Origin of the sequence: Roseobacter fucihabitans (assembly GCF_014337925.2) — a bacterium.
Lineage (GTDB): Bacteria > Pseudomonadota > Alphaproteobacteria > Rhodobacterales > Rhodobacteraceae > Roseobacter > Roseobacter fucihabitans.
In genome coordinates this window covers 3,478,956-3,499,823 of record NZ_CP143423.1, presented here as the reverse complement: position 1 = coordinate 3,499,823, position 20,868 = coordinate 3,478,956, and the positions used below count along the sequence as shown (strand labels likewise).

At 58.3% G+C, this 20,868-nt stretch carries 21 protein-coding genes; 16 read left to right on the top strand and 5 right to left on the bottom strand.

Annotated elements, in window-relative coordinates:
- Positions 1-139 precede the first annotated feature (139 nt).
- The 5 genes from rplB to rplP are packed head-to-tail and all read left to right on the top strand — an operon-like array spanning position 140 to position 2,775.
- Complete coding sequence (gene rplB, locus ROLI_RS17220) at positions 140-982, top strand: 50S ribosomal protein L2 (RefSeq protein WP_187431140.1); 843 nt, start codon at positions 140-142, stop codon at positions 980-982.
- Between the two features lie 3 nt (positions 983-985).
- On the top strand, positions 986-1,264 hold the full coding sequence (gene rpsS, locus ROLI_RS17215) for a 30S ribosomal protein S19 (protein WP_187431139.1): 279 nt from the start codon (positions 986-988) through the stop codon (positions 1,262-1,264).
- A complete protein-coding gene (gene rplV / locus ROLI_RS17210) occupies positions 1,261-1,641 on the top strand; it encodes a 50S ribosomal protein L22 (protein WP_187431138.1) in 381 nt (126 codons plus the stop codon). Before rpsS ends, rplV begins: the two co-directional genes overlap by 4 nt.
- Positions 1,641-2,348, top strand: a complete 708-nt coding sequence (gene rpsC / locus ROLI_RS17205) for a 30S ribosomal protein S3 (RefSeq protein WP_187431137.1) — start codon at positions 1,641-1,643, stop codon at positions 2,346-2,348. The genes rplV and rpsC overlap by 1 nt, the downstream gene beginning before the upstream one ends.
- A 13-nt stretch (positions 2,349-2,361) precedes the next feature.
- Complete coding sequence (gene rplP, locus ROLI_RS17200) at positions 2,362-2,775, top strand: 50S ribosomal protein L16 (protein ID WP_187431136.1); 414 nt, start codon at positions 2,362-2,364, stop codon at positions 2,773-2,775.
- 331 nt (positions 2,776-3,106) lie between these two features.
- On the opposite strand, the gene ROLI_RS17195 is transcribed toward rplP, so the two are convergent.
- A complete protein-coding gene (locus ROLI_RS17195; RefSeq protein ID WP_187431135.1) occupies positions 3,107-3,856 on the bottom strand; it encodes a sulfite exporter TauE/SafE family protein in 750 nt (249 codons plus the stop codon).
- Positions 3,857-3,981: 125 nt separating this feature from the next.
- Between ROLI_RS17195 and ROLI_RS17190 the strand changes: the two genes are divergently transcribed.
- On the top strand, positions 3,982-4,383 hold the full coding sequence (locus tag ROLI_RS17190) for a rhodanese-like domain-containing protein (RefSeq protein WP_187431134.1): 402 nt from the start codon (positions 3,982-3,984) through the stop codon (positions 4,381-4,383).
- Between the two features lie 31 nt (positions 4,384-4,414).
- On the opposite strand, the gene ROLI_RS17185 is transcribed toward ROLI_RS17190, so the two are convergent.
- Positions 4,415-5,485 carry a LacI family DNA-binding transcriptional regulator gene (locus ROLI_RS17185; RefSeq protein ID WP_187431133.1) on the bottom strand — a complete coding sequence of 357 codons (1,071 nt, stop codon included), beginning with the start codon at positions 5,483-5,485 and terminating at the stop codon, positions 4,415-4,417.
- A gap of 195 nt (positions 5,486-5,680) precedes the next feature.
- Here ROLI_RS17185 and ROLI_RS17180 point away from each other — a divergent pair, with 195 nt between their 5' ends.
- From ROLI_RS17180 to ROLI_RS17160, 5 genes are all read left to right on the top strand, one after another.
- Complete coding sequence (locus ROLI_RS17180; protein WP_316247473.1) at positions 5,681-6,763, top strand: ATP-binding cassette domain-containing protein; 1,083 nt, start codon at positions 5,681-5,683, stop codon at positions 6,761-6,763.
- Positions 6,764-6,796: 33 nt separating this feature from the next.
- Positions 6,797-8,122 carry an extracellular solute-binding protein gene (locus ROLI_RS17175; protein WP_187431131.1) on the top strand — a complete coding sequence of 442 codons (1,326 nt, stop codon included), beginning with the start codon at positions 6,797-6,799 and terminating at the stop codon, positions 8,120-8,122.
- A gap of 134 nt (positions 8,123-8,256) precedes the next feature.
- Positions 8,257-9,174 (top strand): carbohydrate ABC transporter permease, encoded by a 918-nt coding sequence (locus tag ROLI_RS17170; protein WP_187431130.1) that lies wholly within the window; start codon positions 8,257-8,259, stop codon positions 9,172-9,174.
- Position 9,175: 1 nt separating this feature from the next.
- Positions 9,176-10,048, top strand: coding sequence for a carbohydrate ABC transporter permease (locus ROLI_RS17165; protein WP_187431129.1), 873 nt, complete (start codon positions 9,176-9,178; stop codon positions 10,046-10,048).
- Positions 10,048-10,755, top strand: coding sequence for a cytochrome b561 domain-containing protein (locus tag ROLI_RS17160; protein ID WP_187431128.1), 708 nt, complete (start codon positions 10,048-10,050; stop codon positions 10,753-10,755). Before ROLI_RS17165 ends, ROLI_RS17160 begins: the two co-directional genes overlap by 1 nt.
- Here ROLI_RS17160 and ROLI_RS17155 read toward each other — a convergent pair whose 3' ends face one another.
- Positions 10,756-11,172 carry a heme-binding protein gene (locus ROLI_RS17155; RefSeq protein WP_187431127.1) on the bottom strand — a complete coding sequence of 139 codons (417 nt, stop codon included), beginning with the start codon at positions 11,170-11,172 and terminating at the stop codon, positions 10,756-10,758. It abuts the gene before it with no gap.
- Positions 11,173-11,327: 155 nt separating this feature from the next.
- Between ROLI_RS17155 and ROLI_RS17150 the strand changes: the two genes are divergently transcribed.
- The 4 genes from ROLI_RS17150 (at position 11,328) to ROLI_RS17135 (ending at position 16,143) form a co-directional block, all read left to right on the top strand.
- Positions 11,328-12,707 (top strand): endonuclease/exonuclease/phosphatase family protein, encoded by a 1,380-nt coding sequence (locus tag ROLI_RS17150; protein ID WP_187431126.1) that lies wholly within the window; start codon positions 11,328-11,330, stop codon positions 12,705-12,707.
- A 403-nt stretch (positions 12,708-13,110) separates the two neighbouring features.
- Entirely contained in the window at positions 13,111-13,434 is a 324-nt protein-coding gene (locus tag ROLI_RS17145) for a hypothetical protein (protein WP_187431125.1), read from the top strand.
- 66 nt (positions 13,435-13,500) lie between these two features.
- The gene (locus ROLI_RS17140) at positions 13,501-14,889 is read left to right on the top strand and encodes a PepSY domain-containing protein (RefSeq protein WP_187431124.1); all 1,389 of its coding nucleotides are present in this window, start codon (positions 13,501-13,503) and stop codon (positions 14,887-14,889) included.
- A gap of 420 nt (positions 14,890-15,309) precedes the next feature.
- A complete protein-coding gene (locus tag ROLI_RS17135) occupies positions 15,310-16,143 on the top strand; it encodes a B12-binding domain-containing protein (RefSeq protein ID WP_187431123.1) in 834 nt (277 codons plus the stop codon).
- A gap of 269 nt (positions 16,144-16,412) precedes the next feature.
- Here ROLI_RS17135 and ROLI_RS17130 read toward each other — a convergent pair whose 3' ends face one another.
- Together ROLI_RS17130 and ROLI_RS17125 are read right to left on the bottom strand one after the other, a co-directional pair.
- Complete coding sequence (locus tag ROLI_RS17130) at positions 16,413-18,626, bottom strand: NADP-dependent isocitrate dehydrogenase (protein ID WP_187431122.1); 2,214 nt, start codon at positions 18,624-18,626, stop codon at positions 16,413-16,415.
- Between the two features lie 109 nt (positions 18,627-18,735).
- A complete protein-coding gene (locus ROLI_RS17125) occupies positions 18,736-19,644 on the bottom strand; it encodes a LysR family transcriptional regulator (RefSeq protein WP_187431121.1) in 909 nt (302 codons plus the stop codon).
- Positions 19,645-19,729: 85 nt separating this feature from the next.
- Between ROLI_RS17125 and ROLI_RS17120 the strand changes: the two genes are divergently transcribed.
- A complete protein-coding gene (locus ROLI_RS17120; RefSeq protein ID WP_187431120.1) occupies positions 19,730-20,818 on the top strand; it encodes a dipeptidase in 1,089 nt (362 codons plus the stop codon).
- The last annotated feature ends 50 nt before the right edge of the window (positions 20,819-20,868 follow it).

The window sequence follows — 20,868 nt, the reverse complement described above, 5'->3', positions numbered from 1 at the left end:
CGGCAAGGCCCCGGATTCCTCCGGGATTTGTCTTTTGGTTGAAAGACCATCTAAATCGGGCACCTACGGGGGCCTTCATACCACAGGCGGAATTCCTGATACTTGGGGCCGCCGAACAGCAAAACGGAAGACAGACAACATGGCACTCAAGTCGTATAAACCGACGACGCCGGGCCAGCGTGGGCTGGTACTGATCGACCGTTCGGAGCTCTGGAAAGGCCGCCCGGTCAAAGCCCTCACTGAGGGCTTGTCCAAACATGGCGGACGGAACAATACCGGACGGATCACGATGCGTCGAAAAGGCGGTGGGGCCAAGCGCCTTTACCGTATCGTAGATTTCAAACGGAATAAAATGGATGTGTCGGCCACAGTCGCGCGCATCGAATATGACCCCAACCGGACGGCCTTCATCGCGCTCATCCAATATGATGATGGTGAGCAGGCCTATATCCTGGCCCCTCAGCGTATTGCGATTGGCGACAAGGTCGTCGCGTCGCTGAAAGCGGACATCAAGCCCGGTAACGCGATGCCGTTCTCTGGCATGCCTATCGGTACTATTATCCACAATATCGAGATGAAGCCCGGAAAAGGCGGCCAGATCGCCCGTGCCGCCGGCACATACGCCCAGTTTGTGGGTCGTGATGGCGGTTACGCTCAGATCCGTCTGAGCAGCGGCGAGCTGCGTCTTGTGCGTCAGGAATGCATGGCCACCGTTGGTGCCGTGTCCAACCCCGACAACTCCAACCAGAACTACGGTAAAGCGGGCCGCATGCGTCACAAGGGCATCCGCCCGTCTGTGCGTGGTGTCGTGATGAACCCGATCGATCACCCGCATGGTGGTGGTGAAGGCCGGACCTCTGGTGGTCGTCATCCGGTTACGCCCTGGGGCAAGCCGACAAAGGGTGCAAAAACCCGGAACAAGAAAAAAGCGTCAAGCAAGCTCATTCTGCGCTCGCGCCACGCCAAGAAGAAGGGGCGTTAATATATGTCTCGTTCAGTATGGAAAGGCCCTTTTGTCGACAGTTATGTGTTGAAAAAGGCCGAAGCGTCCCGCGAGAGCGGTCGCAACGAAGTGATCAAGATCTGGTCGCGCCGCTCGACAATCCTGCCGCAATTCGTGGGTTTGACTTTTGGCGTGTACAACGGTCACAAGCACATCCCGGTCAATATTTCCGAGGAGATGATTGGTCAGAAATTCGGGGAATACTCGCCCACGCGGACCTATTACGGTCACGCCGCTGACAAGAAGGCGAAACGCAAATGAGCAAGGATAAGAATCCCCGCCGCGTGGCAGATAACGAAGCACGCGCCAAGCTGCGCATGCTGCGCACAAGCCCGCAGAAACTCAACCTCGTCGCCGCGATGATCCGTGGCAAGAAGGTGGATAAGGCCCTCACGGACCTGACCTTCTCCAAGAAGCGGATCGCATTGGATGTGAAGAAATGCCTTCAATCCGCAATCGCGAACGGCGAAAATAATCACAACCTGGACGTGGACGAATTGGTCGTGTCCGAGGCCTATGTGGGCAAGAACATGACCATGAAACGCGGTCGCCCTCGGGCTCGAGGCCGTTTCGGCAAGATCATCAAGCCGTTTTCGGAAATCACGATCGTTGTACGCCAAGTTGAGGAGCAAGCCTGATGGGTAACAAAGTAAATCCGATCGGTATGCGCCTGCAGGTGAACCGCACCTGGGACAGCCGCTGGTATGCCGACACCAAAGATTACGGTGATCTTCTGCTCGAAGATCTCGCAATCCGCGCCTTCATCAAGAAAGAGTGTCATCAGGCCGGTGTGGCTCGTGTGATCATCGAGCGTCCGCACAAAAAGTGCCGCGTCACGATCCACACGGCGCGTCCCGGTGTCATCATTGGCAAGAAAGGGGCGGACATCGAAGGTCTGCGCCAGAAGATCGCCAAGATCACCAAAAGCGAGCTGCACCTCAACATCGTTGAAGTGCGCAAGCCTGAGCTGGATGCCGCCCTTGTGGGTGAGAGCATTGCACAGCAGTTGGAACGCCGGGTGTCTTTCCGTCGTGCGATGAAACGTGCGGTGCAGAACGCCATGCGCATGGGTGCCCTGGGCATCCGCGTGAACGTTGCGGGCCGTTTGGGCGGTGCTGAAATCGCACGGACCGAATGGTACCGTGAAGGTCGCGTGCCTTTGCATACCCTGCGGGCCGATATCGATTACGCACATGTGGAAGCGAAGACGGCTTATGGCATCATCGGGATCAAGACCTGGATCTTTAAAGGTGAGATCATGGAGCACGATCCGGCTGCACGTGACCGTAAGGCACAGGAACTCCAGGATGGCCCAGCACCTCGCGGTGCAGGCGGTCGTCGTTAAAGGGGAATGACAGATGCTACAACCAAAACGCACTAAATTCCGCAAACAGTTCAAAGGCTCGATCAAGGGTTTGGCAAAGGGCGGGTCTGACCTGAACTTCGGCACCTATGGGTTGAAAGCCATTGAACCCGAGCGGGTTACAGCACGTCAAATCGAGGCGGCACGCCGCGCGATGACGCGTCACATGAAACGCCAGGGCCGCGTCTGGATCCGGATTTTCCCGGATGTGCCAGTCACAGCCAAGCCTATCGAAGTTCGGATGGGTAAAGGTAAAGGCTCCGTGGACCGTTGGGCTGCCAAGGTCAAACCGGGTCGCGTGATGTTCGAAATCGACGGTGTGAATGATGAAATCGCGCGTGAGGCCCTGCGCCTTGCTGCGATGAAACTGCCGATCAAGACACGGGTCGTGGTTCGCGAGGACTGGTGACCCGTCGGTCCCGCTCTGCGGGAACGGCGTAGACGGCGGCAGCGAATTTGCCTGCAAACCTGCGCACCGCCGCGTAATCTGAAAAACCCCCGCTGAGAGATCAGCGGGGGTTTTTCTTACGCCATTCGTTTCCAGTCCCAAGAAGGCAGGGTGAGGGCGTCCTGGCGGGCAAGACAGAGCGACTGCGCTTTCTGTGTTGTCGCGCCAAAAGGTCTGACCGACAGAAGCTAATTACAAACTTGGCACTGTCCAAAGTCATGGAAACAATTTGGATATGATGGATTAAACCAACGGGGCAAGTCGTCGAGAGGGGGTGCCTGTCCACGACAGATCAAACATACCAGATCGCGCGTCGGATCAGGTTCAAGCCCATCAGCACGAATACGATCAATAGAGCATTGCGAAACCCGGCGACGGATAGGCGGTTACGCAAGAATTCGCCCATGGAAAACCCCATGAGTGTGGGGATCAACATCAGCGCGGAGGCCCCCGCCAAGGTTCCGGTCATAAAGCCCAAGTGGATATAGGCGAGACATAAAGGCACGCTGCCCACAAAGATCAAAAAGCCAGTGGCGCGGATGAATTCATCCTTATCCACCTGTCTGGTCGCCAGATACATCGCCAGCGGCGCGCCCCAGCCAGCGGTCATGCCGCCCACGACACCTGCAAATAGGGCAAACCCGATTTGCGCATTGCGATCATGACGCGCGGGCAGGGGGAGGAGCAGACCCTTCCAGCTGACGGCGACAAAGAACAGGATGACCAGCCCCAGAATGGCCAAAAGGACGCGATCACCGGTGTTTCGCGTGACAAAGGCCGTGAGGGTGACACCCCCAAGCAGAACCACCGCAAAAACCGCATATCGCCGCGCGGTGCGGCGCAAATGACCGGCGCGGTAGACCTGCCAGGCGTTCGAGCCGATCATCGGGAAGAGCACCAGCGCAATGGCCGTGCGCGGATCGAGAAAGAGCGTCATCAGCGCGATTGCCGCCGTGGGCATTCCGATTCCAGTCAGCCCTTTTACAGCGCCCGAAAAGAGGAAAGCGGCCCCTGCCACGATGAGGGTGGTTGTGTAATCCAAAGGCTGGGTCCTGCGGTGATGTGCTCTTTGATCCTCTGAAAGCGGGGCGTAAGTCAATCACATGCCGTTGCCCTGTGGTGCGCGCTGTGTCACCCTTGAGGCGTACCTTAAAATGGGAAATCATTATGTCGACGTTGAAACAAACCTCTGCACAGATGGTCGCCGCCGCGCGGGCACGCATTGAGGAGATCGAGACAGCGGATTTGATCACGATGCTGGAGGACCCGAATGTGGTAGTGGTGGATATCCGCGACGTGCGTGAACGCCAGCGCGGCGGGTTTATTCCGGGTAGTTTTCACGCGCCGCGCGGGATGATTGAATTCTGGGTTGATCCCGATAGCCCCTATTTCAAGGATATATTTGCGCAGGATAAGAAATTCGTCTTCCATTGCGCCTCTGGATGGCGCTCGGCGCTGACGACAGCAACCTTGCAGGATATGGGCTTTGAGGCCGCACATCTCAAAGAGGGCTTCTCAACCTGGGAAAAACACGGGGGGCCTGTTGCCTTCCCTGAAGGCAAAGAATAGTCGCCGTCGACCCCGCCGCTTGAGGCGCAGCCTATCGCCCCAAGGATTGTGATGAGCGGAAAAACCCTTTCTTCATCAGATCGTTATCGGTCTGGGGGCGGGTTGTTTGGCCGGGTTGCAGTTCCAGCGGCAAAATCTTGCTAAGCTCGGTGGGCACACCATTAATCCGGGCTAGCAGATTGCGCGCCCCGGTGATGCCCATGAGCCGTCGCAGGGTGCGCACCGTCGTGAGTTTGATCGGAAGCACCGTGGCCAGATCGAGACCATTGAAGCCTATGACGCCGATGTCATCGGGTACCGAAAGGCCCTCGGCCTGGCAACACATCAACCCCCCAAAGGCCATGTGATCGTTCAGATAACAGATGAGATCGGGCGCATGATTTGCCAAAAGTGTTTTCGTTCCTTCAAATCCGGTCACGAAAGCATTTCCCAAGGGGGGCCGCGCGGCAATCACCGGGGCTGCGCGCTGTTGGGAGAAGACGCGCCGGATACCTTCCAGCCGTGCGTCGGCGCGCTTGTCATGGCCCCGCGGCGTACTGACGAAGGCGGGGCGTTGATACCCCAGCGATACGGCGTGCTCGCCGATCATCTGCCCGGCCTGAAAATGATCAATGCCGACGCAGATGTCGATAGGATCATCCGTGTGGTCCCAGATTTCCAGCACGGGAATAGGGGAGGCTTTGAGAAGGTCACGCGTTTCGGGGTGGTGGTCGGTGCCGGTCAGAATGATGGCGGCGGGCTGCCAGGAGAGGAGCCTGCGCACCCAGTTCAGCTCTGCCTCGCTGTCATATTCGGTGGTGTCGATCACGCTGGAATAGCCCGCCGTATCGAAGGTCTGGCGCATGCCGTTGAGGATTTCGGCAAAGACGTCCGCGGCAAAGGTTGGTAGCGAAATACCGATCAGGTTGGAGTTCGCCACCGCCAGCGAGCGCGCCGCACTGTTGGGCATGTATTTCATTTTCCGCGCGATCTTGAGAATTTCGGCGCGCTTCTTTTCCGACACGCCCTCGACGCCTCGGATGGCGCGCGACACGCTCATGATGCTGACATCGGCCATCCGAGCGATATCTTCGATTTTGCTGGGTTTCGATTGGCGTGACATATGGGGGCGTTCTTTGATTCGGTTCAGGTGGAGTGTTGTTTTACTTAATTTTTTCAAGAGGTAGCATGCTGTGAACGTTAACGTTAACGTAGTTTCCGGTTTTTGTCCTTCCTGAAATTCGCGTCTGGATGCAGTCTTGTCACCAAAAGGCGCGCATCACTGATGCTTTGCCGGATACGCTTTGGGGGGACTTGCGTGCCACGAATTGTCTTTGATCAGGTTGCCAAGAGTTATGGTGCCGTCGAAGTGCTGCCGCCCTTCGATCTGGCGCTGGATGATGGTGAGTTCACGGTTCTGGTGGGCCCGTCGGGCTGCGGTAAATCCACGACCCTGCGGATGCTGGCGGGGCTGGAAACGCTGTCGGGCGGCGAGATATATTTTGATGACCGTCCGATCAGCAAGCTCGATCCCAAAGAGCGGGACCTGGCGATGGTGTTTCAGGATTACGCGCTTTATCCGCATATGAACATCGCCAAAAATATGTCCTTTGCCTTGAGGCTGGCGCGGGTGCCGAAGCCCGAAATTGAGGAAAAAGTGCAGCGCGTGGCGGGTATGCTCAACATCGCGCACCTGCTGGACCGCAAGCCTGCGGAGTTGTCGGGCGGGCAGCGCCAGCGGGTTGCTATGGGGCGCGCCCTGGTGCGTGATGCCGGGACGTTCCTGTTTGACGAACCGCTCTCCAATCTGGACGCTAAACTGCGTGGCAAAATGCGCGCGGAATTGGCCGAGATGCGCGACACCATCGACAAGAATATGGTTTATGTCACCCACGATCAGGTCGAGGCCATGACGCTGGGGGATCGCATTGTGGTCATGAGCGATGGGTTCATCCAGCAACAGGGCTCGCCTGAAGAGCTGTTCAAATCGCCGGCCAATAAATTCGTGGCGGGTTTTATCGGATCACCGACGATGAATTTTGTTGACGGCGATCTGGTGGAGGAAAGTGGTGCCATTTGGGTGCGCGGGGATGGGTTTCATCTGCCATTGGATTCGCAAATGGCTGCGCGCGTCAAAACCGCGCCGGACAAAAGCATCACCTTGGGCGTGCGCCCCTCGAGTTTCACCACCGATCTGACGCAAGGCGCGCCGATTGAATTGCGCGTTGTGGTGTCCGAATACCTGGGCGCGCAATCGGTTCTGGTGACGCGCTGTGGTGGCGTTGACGTGCTGGTGGAGACCCAAAGCGCGGCCCCGGTCAAGGCTGGCATCACGCAGACATTTGGCGTGCTCACCAATGAGTTGATGATTTTTGACAAGACGTCGGGGCTTCGGCTCTGACACAACGGATATGGCATTAGGGAGGACTAACGAATGCTATCACTGAAAACGATCCTGACGGGGACTGCGGTTTCTGTTTCACTGGTGGGGACGGCTTTTGCCAATCCCTACGAACCCTACGCGGGCACGACGCTTGTGATCAACGTACCCGCCCACCCGCATTATAACGCGATGATGAAGGTGCTGCCTGCCTTCACCGAAGAAACCGGTATCGAGGTCGAAGTGGACCAGTTGCAATATCTCAAGATGCGCGAGCGCCAGACGCTGGAACTGACCAAGGATGAGGGCGATTATGACCTGATCTCTTATGTGGTTTTCTCCAAGGCGGATTATGTTTTTGCAGATCAGTTGGAAAACCTCGCGCGATTCTTCATGAACCCGAAATTGGCTGATCCGAACTATGAGGCAGAGGATTTGATCGACGGCTATGTCGCCAATATCGGCGTCGCGGGTGGTAAGAAAGGGTATTTGCCCGGACCGACCGGATCGCTTTTTGGTATTCCGTTTGGCTCGGAAACATCCGTCTTGGCCTACCGCAAGGACATCTTTGAAAAGCACGGGATCGCAACGCCCGAGACCTACGACCAGCTTCTGGATGCGGCTTGTAAGATCCCCGAACTGGAGCCCGGCATGGGTGGCATGGCCTCACGCGCAGCCTCCGGTCACCAGGCCAGCCACGCGTTTTTGTTGCATCTCGCGCCCTTGGGCGGTCGTGTGTTTGACGACGCATGGGAGCCGATTATCAACAATGAGGCCGGTGTCGCCGCTGCAAATGCGTTGAAAACCATAGTGGATTGTGGGCCCGAAGGGTCCCAGACCTTTGGTCCCGCCGAAGCCGCCGCCGCTTTCCAGCAGGGCCAGGCCGCCATGTTCATGGATAGTATTGCCTTTGCCGCCGGGTTCGAGGACCCTAGCAAGTCCAAGGTTGTGGGTAACGTCGGTTATGCGCTGCACCCCGAAGGTGTGCGCCGTGGTTCGCAAACTGGTGGTTTTGGTATCGCCATCCCCAAGAACGCCCAAAACAAAGAAGCGGCGTTTCTGCTGATGCAATGGCTGACCTCCAAGAAGGGCGATCTGATGGTGGCGATGGCAGGCGGCAACCCGTCGCGGTTCTCGACCTATGAGAACGCCGAGCTGAACGCGAAATACCCCTATTCGGCGACTTTTGGCGAAGCGTTGAAATACGCCGATCCCGACTGGCGCCCGATCATCCCAACATGGGGCAAGATCAACGCCGATATCGGCACGACCATGAGCCAGGTGCTGACCGAAGGGCTCGACCCGCAAGAAGCGCTGGACGGTGTGGCGGAACGCGCGCGCGCTATTATGGACGAGGCCGGATACTACACCTGGCAGTAACGGCGAAACATGGTTTTGTCGGGCGGGGGGTAAGCGGGTGGTGAAACCAACTGTGGCCCCGCTTCCCCCCCAAATGAAACCTGCTCGGGCGGCACGCCGTTGCCCGAGCCCTCAAAACCCCTGGTAAAGAGCTCATGCAAAGCGCGAACGTCAACAGGCTCACGCCCTATCTGTTCCTGGCTCCAGCGGCCATCATCATGGCAATCGCGTTGCTCTATCCCATTGGCTATATGATTTACGCCAGTTTTCTGGACTGGAACCCGAGCCAGCGCATTGGTGAGGCGGAATTCGTTGGCCTGCGCAATTACATCAACCTGCTGAGTGACGCGAGTTTTCTCGAAAGCTTTTGGGTCACGATCAAATTCGCCGTGGTGGTCGTGTCGCTGGAGATGTTTCTGGGCGTCGGTTTGGCGTTGCTGCTGGATCGCAATATCCGCGGCATGTCGCTGCTGCGCACGCTGTTCATCCTGCCGATGATGATTGCACCGATCGTGGTCGGCCTCATGTGGCGCTACATGTATCACCCGACCGTAGGCATATTTAACAGAACGCTGAAATCCATGGGGTTTGAGCCAATACCATGGCTTTCGACGGGCGATTGGGCCTTTGCCTCCGTGGTGATCGCCGATGTCTGGCAATGGACGCCGTTCATTTTCATCCTGTCGCTGGCGGCGCTGCAATCCTTGCCGCAATCGGCGATGGAAGCGTCGCGCATTGACGGCGCGACGGGGTGGCAGCAGATCATCTACATCAAGCTGCCTTTGATGTTGCCGGTGCTGATTGTCACGCTGTTGTTGCGTCTGATTGATGCGTTCAAGGTGCTTGAAGTCATCCTTGTGCTGACCAATGGCGGGCCGGGGCTTTCCACCGAAATTCTGTCATTGCGCATTTCACGTACGGCATCGGAATTCCGTGAATTGGGGGAGGCGGCGGCGATGTCGAATTACCTATTGATCCTGTTGATGCTGCTGACCTTCGGGATGTTCTTTTACAACAAGGCGATGGAGGCCCGCGCCGCACGGTTGCGCAAGGCCGCCGAGGAGGATCTCTAAGATGTCCGCCAAGACCTATGACCGTCAGAACCCTGCGTTTTATGCCCTTTTGGTGGCCCTGGTGGTCATGTCCGTCGGGCCGATTGCGATGATGTTGATGACATCGCTCAAGCTTAACGTGGACATCATGTCCGACACCTCCTCGCTTCTGTTCATGCCCACTTTACGCAATTACGAAACCGCGCTGTGTGATTTCCTGTGGTATGAAGCGCCCCATATTGAGTATTGCGACAAGACCTTCGGACGGGCCCTGATCAACTCGCTGGTTATCGCTCTGGTCTCCACGGTTCTGACGCTGGTGATCGGGTGCATGGCGGCATACGCTCTCGTACGGTTCCGCTTTATGGGGCGCGATACGGTGTCGCTGTCCACTTTAGCGATGCGCATGGTGCCGCCTGCGGTGTTGCTGGTGCCGGTCTTTGGCATCTGGACCTTCCAGTTTCAGATCGACGGGACGCGGGCAGGCATCATTCTGGTCTATGTAGCGATGAACCTGCCGTTTGTGATCTGGATCCTGCAGAGCTTCATCGTGCAGGTCCCGATCCAGCTCGAAGAGGCCGCGCGCATGGATGGGGCGGGGCCGTTTCAGGTGTTTTTCCTTGTGGTCCTGCCCCTGATCAAGCCGGGGCTGGCGGCGGCGGCGATATTTACTTTTCGCGTCGCCTGGAATGAATTCCTGCTGGCCAATGCGCTGGCGGATCGCAATTCGCGCACGGTGCCGGTGACAATTGTGAACTCCATCACGGAATTTGACATCGATTGGGGCGTGATCATGGCCACGGGCATGTTGCTGGCGATCCCGCCGATCATCTTTACCTTTGTTGCGTCGCGCCAGATCATCACCGGCATGACGGCAGGAGCGGTCAAGGGCTGATGTGGGAATGGCTGCTGGCCCCGATGGACGGCGCAAGCGCGCATGACGTGGGTGGTTTGCTCAGCTGGCACGCGCGGCTGATGGTGTTGGCCTGGGGTGTGCTGGTGCCATTGGGCATCCTCATTGCGCGATTTTTCAAGATCATGCCGGGGCAGGACTGGCCGCGCCAGCTGGATCATCACCTCTGGTGGAATACGCATCGGGCGTGTCAATACAGCGCTTGCCTATTGATGCTGATCGGACTGGCGTTGATCCTGCTCGCGCCGCCACTGACGATCAAACCTGGACCGCATTTCTACATCGGTTGGGCGGTGTTGTCCTTGGCGGTGGTGCAGATCGTGGGGGGCATCCTGCGTGGCACCAAGGGCGGGCCAACCGCGCCTGCGCCTGATGGTACGGCGCGCGGCGATCATTTCGACATGACCCCGCGGCGGTTGGCATTTGAGTATATCCATAAGGGGGCGGGTTATCTGGCGCTGGTGCTTTCGGTGAGCGCGATCGCGACGGGGCTGTGGCAGGCCAATGCGCCGAATTGGATGGGGCTGAGCTTGCTGGTGTGGTGGGCGGGTCTGCTGATTGCGGCATTTATCATGCAGAACAGGGGTATGGCGGTGGATACCTATCAGGCGATCTGGGGGCCTGATCCGGCGTTGCCGGGCAACAAACGCAAACCAATCGGGTTTGGGGTGTCACGCCGCGAGGGGTGATCAGATATCCGCACTAATCGCTTTCAGCGCGGCCGTGGCCACGGCGACATCCTGCTCCCCCGTGCCCGACCCGACACCGATGCCCCCGAGGCATTCCCCGTTCATTACAATGGGCAAACCGCCGGGCAATGCTGTCATATTGCCTCCTGTCGCCATACCGATGGGCTGGCGCGCAGTTTCTGGAATGGCGGTAGTCGCTGCTCGGATCGAAGCCGCTGTCAGCGCCTTGGAACGCGCGCTTTTGCGGCTCAGAAACTTCGCACCGGTCATGCGGATTTCGCCCAGAAGTTCGCCACTTGCATCCACGATCACGATGCATTGTGGTTGCCCCTGGCTTTCGGCTTCGGCAATGGCCGCGCTCAACATGGTCATGACAGCCGCGTGGGTCAGAGTTTTTGAAGCTTGGGTATAGGGCATCTGCTGGTCTTTCCGGAAAGGGTCACGGACAGTGTGACGCAGATAACGGGCAATAGGAAGAGACCCGATCCGATGACGCGTTTACGGCATTGGTGTTTTGCGACTTCGCTCGTAGCATGGCAATTGCACCGCGCCCGTACGTGAGAGGACAGAGGATGCCGACCTACGCCAGTCTGAGCCAGAGCCATCCCGCCGGATCACCCAAGGAGGTCTTGCGCAAACGCACCATCACCGGGTTACGCCGTCTGCGCGCCGCTTTGCGCGCCCATTTCCCGCAGGGCACGGATCGCATGGGCACGGTGCGCATCGGGACATGGAACATCCGCGAATTCGGCAATACCAAATACGGCGGGCGCGATACCTATGAGCCGCTTTATTATATGGCTGAAATCATTTCGAATTTCGACATTGTCGCCTTGCAGGAGGTGCGCGACAACATGCGCGAATTCCACGCATTGCTGGCGATCCTGGGACCGGCCTGGGATTATCTGGCTACGGATGTCACCGATGGGGGCGCGGGCAACGGGGAGCGTATGGTGTTTGCCTTCAACCGCAACCGGGTGCGGTTTCGCAACATTGCGGGCGAATTGACCCTGCCTGATGGCAAAAAGATCCTCGCCAGCTTTGGCGAGCGGATCCGGTTGGAAAATGGTATCTCGCTGGAATTGCCCGACGGTGTGGACCTCTCCGGCGTTTACCGCGCGCGCAGTGATAAGAAGGGCGGCGTCGTCAAATTGGCCGAGGACGTTGATATCGCCCTGCCGGCTGATACCTATTTGAAATTGCCCGAGGGCAGCGCGCTTGCGGTCACCCGAGGCACTGAAGTGACGCGCCCGCCCGGCACAAGAGGCCGGGTCACGGTGCAGGTGCCGGAGGGGAAAATCTGCGGGGAGGATTTTCGGCTGCGGTTCCCCGGACAAGCTCTGGACCAAAGCTTCAAGCAATTCGCACGCACGCCTTACCTGGTGAGTTTTCAGGCGGGTTGGCTCAAGATCGACCTTGCGACGGTGCATATCTATTTCGGCGACAATGAGGATGAAAAACTGTTGGCGCAGCGGCAGCGCGAAATTGCCAGCCTGACCGCCGCGTTGGGTAAACGGGCGGCCAAGGAGATGAGCAAGAACCCTGAAAACACGGTGCTGACCGCCGTTCTGGGGGATTTCAATATCCTGAGTGCCGAGCATGAGACGATGCAGGCTTTGGAGGCCAACGGGTTTGAGGTGCCACAGGAAATCCGCTCGATCCCCGGCTCCAATGTGGCCAAGGACAAGGCCTATGACCAGATCGCCTTCTGGGAACCGGCGCGGGTGCGCGGCTATACGCGGTTTGAGGTGCGCGGGGCCAATGTGTTCGATTTCTTTGACCATGTGTACACATTGGCAGAACGGTCGATCTATCAACCCCAACGCAGCGAGGGGTCCTATAAAACCTGGCGGACCTATAAGATGAGCGATCACCTGCCCATGTGGGTCGAGTTGACCAGCGATTTTTCCGATGCCTATATCGACGCTTGCGATCTGAGCGAACCGAGGTAACGACCTGCTAAGGGAAGCGCCTGCCCGCAGTTTCGTAAAGGACGTCGTTTCCACCGCGGTCATCTGGTTGGGTCCGCGGTTCACGACATCAACAAACAGCCGGAGAAGACAAGAAACTGTGCCCCCGTTGGTGCCCTCAGGAAAGAGGCCGTCCTGCAGATAGCCTGCGCTGCCGGGCTCGGATCAAACGCCGCCTGCCCAATTAAAAAACCGCTTGTCGGAATATTTCCGACCGCCACGGTAACAACGGTCGAAAAAATGCCTTGGTAAATGCGCGTTTGACCGCTGACCTCCCGATCTGACGCGTACACCACAAAAGACCCCCTCGTTAATCGTGAAAGAACCATTTAGAGTTGAGCACATGGTCCGGCTTCCCGTCTTCCATTGCAAAGCTGTTATATGCTTGGCGCTGATCTGCGCCATGGCGCTTTCCGCTTTTTCCCATAGCGGTGTCCGTGCAGCTGTCTCGCCGGACCTTGCGGCCTATGTCGCGGCGGGCGGATCGCTCTCTGACATCTGCGCAGGGCTGGACGGCAAGGATGATGCGCAACGCCAGAACTGTGAGGCGTGCCGCTTGATGGGGGCGGCTCTTGTGCCGCCGTCCAGCCCTGCGCTGCCGCTTGTGGTGACGGATCAGACGCGCAGGCTGATCTTTGTTGCCAAAGAGCTTCACCGCACATGCGCGCCTGATCGCTCCCGACTGACGCGCGCGCCGCCCCAAGTCTGATCTCACCCCAAATGAGTTCAACTTCTGCCCGCCCGTCCGGCGGTTCAACAGGCTTGGAGCCAAAACATGACAGTTACTGACATCAATGCGCAGCCCAAGAGCGGCGCGAATAAACGATACTTTGCGGCATGGCGCTGGCACTTTTACGCAGGGCTATTCGTGATCCCGTTCCTTTCCATACTCGCCGTCACCGGCATGTGCATGATGTGGATCGCCTGGGTCGACGGGCGTGACGGAGAACGCACGCCCGTTATCCCCCAAGAGATCATACAACCCCTATCGGTTCAGGCAGATGCCGTGCGCGCCGCGATCCCACAGGGCGTGTTGAAGCAATATGTGGCACCCCGCAGCAACGATGTAGCGGCGCTGTTTCGCGTGGACGCAGGGGAGGACGCGACGATGGTTGCCGTTGATCCCTATACGGCTCAGATCGTCGAGACCTTTCCGCGCCGCAGCGGCTGGTATGATTTTGCCGATGGGCTTCACAGTGACTTGATGCTGGGGGTGAAGGGGGACCTTATGCTCGAAACGGCGGCTTCTTTGACCCTCGTTCTGATTGCGACCGGGCTTTACATGTGGTGGCCGCGAGAGGCCGGATGGCGCGGTGCGCTGATCCCGCGTTTTGGCCGGGGGCGGGCATTGTGGAAATCATTGCACGGTGTTGTCGGCATCTGGTTGTTTTTGTTTTTGGTGTTCTTTCTGATCTCCGGGCTCGCCTGGGCAGGCATCTGGGGCGGTAAGATCGTACAGGCCTGGAGCCAGTTTCCGGCGGAAAAATGGGACAATGTGCCCCTGTCGGATGAAACCCATGCCAGCATGAACCATGACCGGCGCGAGGTGCCCTGGGCGCTGGAGCAAACGCCGATGCCGGCTTCGGGAAGCGATGTCGGTAGCGAGGGCGTGGTGCAGGGTGCCGTGACGCTTGATGCGTTGGATGCGCTGGCGCGCCAGATCGGATTTGACGCGCGGTATCAGCTCAATCTGCCCCAATCTGATACCGGGGTTTGGACGCTTAGCCGCGATTCGATGAACACGGATAGTCCGGATCCGATGTCGGATCGCACGGTCCACATTGATCAATATACCGGCAAAATACTGGCGGATGTCAGATACGAGGACTATTCGCTTGCAGGCAAAGCCATGGCCGTCGGCATCGCGTTGCACATGGGGGTTTTGGGCTTGTGGAGCGTTCTGGCGAACTCGCTTGTCTGCCTGTCGGTCTTGTTCTTATGCATCAGCTCTGTTGTGTTGTGGTGGAAACGTCGCCCGCTCAAGGCTGGCCGTCTCGCGGCACCTCCCATGCCCAAAGATCTGCCGCTGTGGCAAGGTGCGGTTCTGGTGGGCCTCGCGGTTTCAATGGCCTTTCCGATGGCGGGTCTGGCTTTGTTGAGTGTGTTGGCACTGGATGCATTGATTTTGTCGCGCCTGCCGAAACTGCGCCACAGCCTGACATAAAAACCAACCTGCATCGTCCGGTTTCGGGTGGTGCAGGGCTTCTGGGCGTTTCGCGCGATCACCTAAGGGGGATACGCTTCAGGAGGGGGAGTCTTTCCCGGAAAACCCCCACGAAATCGGGGGGGGTATGGCGGATAGCCGCCGATTTTGCTGCAGCGTCGCGCCGTGCGAAAACTCCGCCCGAAATTGGGTGGCACCCTACAAGCATTGCGGGCGGTATTTGCGCCGCCGTCGTTTGTACCGCGCGAACACACCCCAAAGATGCGCTCCCGATGAGTGTTTACTCGCTGCGCCGGGCTTCTTTTCCCCCAAGGTTTGTAAACTATTGTTGACAGATTGGCCGATGAAAATTTATCATTATTAAACGGCGCGCGTTCTTCGAAATTTTTTGATCTGGGGTCTGATGACCCGGGGGGGATCATGCCATCATTGAAGAGAGACTTTGAGCAATTCTCACCCGAGATTTACTTGAAGACACAGACGAATGTTCTGGAACTTAAATCCAAGCTTCCAGAGGATGTTGTCGGTGCAATCATCGACGAGGTCTTGAACCGGGTGAAGGTCATAGGTTCAACCAATAGTTATAATCTGGACCATCCACCACAACGTGTAGTGGATACCCTCTGTTACGCGCTGATCTCGCCTGAACCGGGCGAGGGGGCGGCGTTTATCGACGGGTTGCGCGAGGATGGTGCCTCTCTGGACGCGATATATCTGGCCTATCTGGCGGAAGCCGCACGCACGCTGGGGGACTGGTGGGACGAGGATCACGTCTCTTTCGTGGAGGTTTCCATCGGCTCAAGCCGAATCTATTCGATCATGCGCAGCCTTAGCTATCTGTTTGTACCCAACAAGCCTGTGCTCAAGAAATCCGCCGTCTTTGCCTGCGTCCCCGACGAAACCCATATCGTCGGTGTGCGCATGGCAGCCGATCTTCTGGGCAAAGAAGGGTGGGATATCGATCTGCACGTCGGGCTGTCCCATCATGACCTGGTGCGGGAGATTTCAGCCTCCGGGTGCCGCGTCATCGGACTATCCGCAGGAGGCAGCCATTCGGCAGCAGGGCTTGCCCGGCTGATCATTGCGCTGCGTGTCAGTAATCCGGGCGCGCGCATATTTCTGAGCGGGCAGATTATTCGTGACGCACCGGAACTGGTTGCGCTGATGGATGTGGACGGTGTGGTTGAAGACATCGATGCCGCATTGCACCTCATGAACCGCTACTGGGCTGAAACCTCTGAGGTCAACGCTTAACGGATGCGCGGACAGCCCCGATGGGACGCGTTTGCAATTGGTCATGGCTGTCGCTGCCTATAGCCGGTTTTTGACTGGAGGCGACGCCTTGGATGTAACGTCCGGGTGTTTACCCGGTCCCGAAAGGGTTGCGGCGGTTTCATCAGAGACGTGAGGCCAGAGCCTCGAACGCAGGGTCGTCCTTTGACCGTTCCATTCAAATCAAACGAAACCACGCGGTCCATGGGTCAACCCCCGCCGCAAAGATCGTGTGGCGGGGGCTGGCGGGTTCAGTCGATGATTGCGTTCAGTGTGGATGACGGGCGCATCACGGCCGTGGTCTTGTCGGCATCAGAATGAAAATACCCGCCGATCTGCGCCGGGGCACCCTGAACTGCGGCAATCTCGGCTTGAATCACGGCTTCATTCTCTGCCAATGCCTTCGCGATGGGCACAAAATACGCTGCAATTTCCGCGTCATCACCCTGTGCCGCCAGCGCCTGCGCCCAATAGAGCGCAAAGTAATAATGGCTGTCGCGGTTATCGGCTTGACCGACCTTGCGTCCGGGCGATTTATTGTGATCCAAAATGCCCTGCGTTGCCAGATCGACGGCATCGCCCAGCACCTTGGCTTTGGCGTTGCCCTTGACCTGTGCCAGAAACTTCAGGCTCTCGCCCAAGGCGCAGAACTCTCCCAGAGAATCCCAGCGCAGATGGTTTTCCTCGACCAATTGCTGCACGTGTTTGGGGGCCGATCCGCCCGCGCCGGTTTCAAACAAGCCACCGCCCTGCATCAGCTTGACGATGGACAGCATCTTGGCGGAGGTCCCAAGCTCGAGGATCGGAAACAGATCGGTCAGATAGTCCCGCAAGACGTTCCCGGTGACGGCGATGGAGGTTTCCCCACGGCGGATGGTGTCAAAACTTACGCGTGTGGCCTCGCGCGGGGCAAGGATTTGGAATTTCTCCGACACCCCGGCCTTTGTCAGCAGCGGTTTCACATAGTTCAGCAGTTGCGCATCATGCGCGCGGGTCTCGTCCAGCCAGAAGATCGCCTCGCATCCTTCGATCGCCTGCCGGTCAATGGCCAGCTGCACCCAATCCTCGATCGGGGCCTGACGGGTGGAGGCGGACCGCCAGATGTCCCCGGCCTCGACATCATGCTCATGCAGGATGTCGCCATTTGCCGCGATCATCCGAACCGTCCCGGCGGTGGGAACCTCGAAGGTGGTGGGGTGGGAGCCGTATTCTTCGGCTTTTTGCGCCATCAGGCCGATGTTCTGCACCGTGCCCGCAGTGGCCGGATCAAGCGCGCCGTTTGCTTTGCAATCTTTGATCGCCTCGTCATAAACGGAGGCATAGGCGCTGTCGGGGATCACGCAAACGGTGTCCGCTTCCTTGCCATCTGGGCCCCAGCCCTTGCCACCCGCCCGGATCAAGGCCGGCAAGGAGGCGTCGATGATCACGTCAGAAGGCACGTGCAGATTAGTGATCCCCTTGTCGGAATTCACCATATAGAGCGGTGGCGCATCGGCCATGGTCGCGTCAATCGCCGCCAGGATTTCCGCCGATTTCGGAGAGGTCTGAACGCTTTCGAGCACGGCACCCAAGCCTGAGTTCGGGTTCGCACCCACCGCGGCCAGATCATCTGCATAAGTGTCGAACACCGGTTTCAGGAAGGCCTTGACCGCGTGTCCGAAGAGGATCGGGTCGGACACCTTCATCATCGTCGCCTTGAGGTGGATCGAAAACAGAATGCCATCCGCTTTGGTGGCCTCGATCTGTTCCAGCAGGAAACTGTTCAGAGCCCTGGCCGACATAAAGGTCGCATCCACGACCGTGCCCTCGGGAAAATCTACCACCTCTTTTAAGATTGTGACCGAGCCGTCTCTGCCGACCAATTCGATGCGTGCGGTGCCTGATTGTGCGGCGGTGAGGGTCACGGAGGTCTCGTTTGAGCGGAAGTCCCCCGCCGACATTGTCGCCACGCGGGTTTTGCTGTCGGATGACCATGTGCCCATCGAATGCGGGTTGGCCTGGGCGTAATTCTTGACCGCAGCCGCCGCGCGGCGATCCGAGTTGCCCTCGCGCAGGACGGGGTTCACCGCAGAGCCCTTGATGGCGTCATACCGCGCGCGGATTGCTTTTTCGGCGTCCGTGCCCGGCGTTTCGGGATAATCGGGCAGGTTGTAGCCTTGCGATTGCAATTCGCTGATGGCGGCGACCAGCTGCGGCACGGAGGCGGAAATATTTGGCAACTTGATCACATTCGCGCCGGGTGATTTCACCAATTCGCCCAGAATGGCCAGGTCGTCGGATTGCCGTTGCGCCTTCGTCAGGTTTTCGGGAAAGCTCGCAATGATGCGCCCGGCCAGTGAAATGTCGCGCGTGCCGACGGAAACACCCGCTGCCGCTGCAAAACGCTGGATGATGGGCAGGAGCGAGGCCGATGCCAGTTCCGGGGCTTCGTCGACCTTGGTGTATACGATGTCAGGATTGTCCATGTTTTTCACGCCTACCTTGCTCTTTTGCGGTTCATGCAAGCCCTAAACGACCTGTGGTGCGAGGTCCACATGAGGGGCGCAGATTTTCATCCCTCAAAAGGACGGGACCCTATGCTTTTTGCGAAAAATCATCTGTGGCCGTGTGCAATCGCAAATGCCGCATGAAGGCGCGGGCGATGCCGGAGGCCGCACCGTGATCGGGCGTCACGAAATAGCTGCGATATTCGATATGCGAGGCGAAGGGTTTGAAGATCACCTCGTCTGATCGGTAATGCACCACCGGAAAAGGGTTGACGATGGCCAAACCGAGCCCTTCCTTGGCCAGATCCACCGCCGCAAATGCCGTCGAGACTTCGGCCACGATTTTCGGCGTGCTTCGGCACCCATGCAACGCCCTTTCCAGTTGCGCGCGACGAGCATGGCGATGGGTCAGCGCAATCAGCTGTTGCCCATCAAGGTCTTCGGGGCGCACCACATCCAGCCCCACAAGGGGATGATCCACCGCCATGGCGCAGACCGCGCTCGACGTCCGGTAAGGTGTCAGCTTCACGCCATCTCGCGATAATTCGACACCGGTCAGGCCAATGTCAAAGCGACGCTCAAGGATCCCGCGGATGACGTCCTCAGAGGGGGACACTTCGAGGCTCACAAAGAAATGCGGGTTGATTTTGAGGAAGGTCGCGATGTGATGAACCAGAAACCGATGCGCATAGGTTGGGGGTGCGATGATGCGCAGGGTCTCCTGGGCCACGTCAGGGGGGCCATCAATGCGGTCCAGCGCTTCAAACAGCGGATCAAGGCGGCGGTTCATTTGCGCCGCCTCATGCGTCGGGCGGAGCCGCCCCGCGTCACGCTCAAACAAAAGACGCCCCGTGCGGGCCTCGAGACTGGCGATGGAACGGCTCACGGCGGATTGCGATAACCCGAGCCTTATGGCGGCTTTCGACGTCGTGCCGCTTTCCATCAAGGCGCGGAGTGCCTGATATTCGTTCAGGCTATGTGTGGTTTTGCCTACCATTTGATCCCCTGCAAGTTCCTCATGGGCGAATGAGTAAATATCATAGAAGAAAAGCTAGCCCATGAGAATTCCTGATATAAGGTGCATGAAGGATATTGGGGGCAGGCACCGCGTGGGCAATCAAACCGAACCGACCGTTTTTGACGGACATAACGATGTCTTGCTGAAGTTGTACCGTGCCGGGGGGGTGTCGGCGGCGCAGACATTCGTGTCCGGGCGCGATGGGGCGATTGATGCGGCCAAGGCCGCTGCGGGCGGGTTTGGTGGCGGGTTCTTTGCGGTTTATGTGCCCTCTCCCATTGATCTGGAATTCAAGTTCAAGGAAATGACGAACGCGTCTTATGACCTGCCCCTCCCTGATCCAATTGACTGGGAAGACGCCTTTCCTGTTGTGATGTCGCAGGCGGCCATCCTATTTGATCTGGAAAAGCGCGGTGCGCTGACGGTCTGCCGCAGTGTCGCGCAGCTCCGCGAAACACTTGGGTCCGGCAAGCTGGCGGCGATCTTCCACATTGAGGGCGCCGAGGCGATTGATGCCGATCTCAACACGCTGGAAGTCCTTTACAAGGCCGGTCTGCGCTCCCTCGGTCCGGTCTGGAGCCGCTCGACGATTTTTGGCCATGGTGTGCCGTTCAGATACCCCAGCACGCCCGACATTGGCAGCGGATTGACCGATCACGGCCTGCGATTGGTGCAGCGTTGCGATGCGTTGGGGATCATGGTGGATTTGTCCCATCTGAATGAGGCCGGGTTCTGGGACGTGGCGCGTCATTCGACCAAGCCGCTGGTGGCGACCCATTCCAACGCACATGCCATATGCCCGCACAGCCGCAATCTGACGGATAAGCAACTTGCCGCGATACGCGAGAGCGATGGTATGGTAGGGTTGAATTTCGCGGTGGCTTTCCTGCGGAACGATGGGCGTATGCTGTCTGATGTGCCGCTTGAACAGATGCTGCGCCATCTCGATCACCTGATCGACCAGCTGGGCGAGGACCGCGTGGGGTTTGGGTCCGATTATGACGGTGCTGTGGTGCCCGATGATCTAACGACCTGCGCAGGTTTGCCGCATCTGCGCGCCGCGATGAAGAAACATGGCTATGACGACGCTCTGATGGCGAAGTTGTGCCACGGGAATTGGCTGCGTGTGCTGGAAAAAACCTGGGGGGAATAACCCCTCGAACGCATGTAGAAAATAAAAACGAAACGGAACAGGAGAGGTTC

Coding starts and splice junctions, on each gene's coding strand:
- ROLI_RS17120 (WP_187431120.1), top strand. CDS start 19,730: ATGAAGGATATTGGGGGCAGGCACCGCGTGGGCAATCAAACCGAACCG.
- rplB (WP_187431140.1), top strand. CDS start 140: ATGGCACTCAAGTCGTATAAACCGACGACGCCGGGCCAGCGTGGGCTG.
- ROLI_RS17130 (WP_187431122.1), bottom strand. CDS start 18,626: ATGGACAATCCTGACATCGTATACACCAAGGTCGACGAAGCCCCGGAA.
- ROLI_RS17160 (WP_187431128.1), top strand. CDS start 10,048: ATGTGGGAATGGCTGCTGGCCCCGATGGACGGCGCAAGCGCGCATGAC.
- ROLI_RS17125 (WP_187431121.1), bottom strand. CDS start 19,644: ATGGTAGGCAAAACCACACATAGCCTGAACGAATATCAGGCACTCCGC.
- ROLI_RS17150 (WP_187431126.1), top strand. CDS start 11,328: ATGCCGACCTACGCCAGTCTGAGCCAGAGCCATCCCGCCGGATCACCC.
- ROLI_RS17185 (WP_187431133.1), bottom strand. CDS start 5,485: ATGTCACGCCAATCGAAACCCAGCAAAATCGAAGATATCGCTCGGATG.
- ROLI_RS17170 (WP_187431130.1), top strand. CDS start 8,257: ATGCAAAGCGCGAACGTCAACAGGCTCACGCCCTATCTGTTCCTGGCT.
- ROLI_RS17190 (WP_187431134.1), top strand. CDS start 3,982: ATGTCGACGTTGAAACAAACCTCTGCACAGATGGTCGCCGCCGCGCGG.
- rplP (WP_187431136.1), top strand. CDS start 2,362: ATGCTACAACCAAAACGCACTAAATTCCGCAAACAGTTCAAAGGCTCG.
- rpsC (WP_187431137.1), top strand. CDS start 1,641: ATGGGTAACAAAGTAAATCCGATCGGTATGCGCCTGCAGGTGAACCGC.
- rpsS (WP_187431139.1), top strand. CDS start 986: ATGTCTCGTTCAGTATGGAAAGGCCCTTTTGTCGACAGTTATGTGTTG.
- ROLI_RS17175 (WP_187431131.1), top strand. CDS start 6,797: ATGCTATCACTGAAAACGATCCTGACGGGGACTGCGGTTTCTGTTTCA.
- rplV (WP_187431138.1), top strand. CDS start 1,261: ATGAGCAAGGATAAGAATCCCCGCCGCGTGGCAGATAACGAAGCACGC.
- ROLI_RS17155 (WP_187431127.1), bottom strand. CDS start 11,172: ATGCCCTATACCCAAGCTTCAAAAACTCTGACCCACGCGGCTGTCATG.
- ROLI_RS17135 (WP_187431123.1), top strand. CDS start 15,310: ATGCCATCATTGAAGAGAGACTTTGAGCAATTCTCACCCGAGATTTAC.
- ROLI_RS17165 (WP_187431129.1), top strand. CDS start 9,176: ATGTCCGCCAAGACCTATGACCGTCAGAACCCTGCGTTTTATGCCCTT.
- ROLI_RS17140 (WP_187431124.1), top strand. CDS start 13,501: ATGACAGTTACTGACATCAATGCGCAGCCCAAGAGCGGCGCGAATAAA.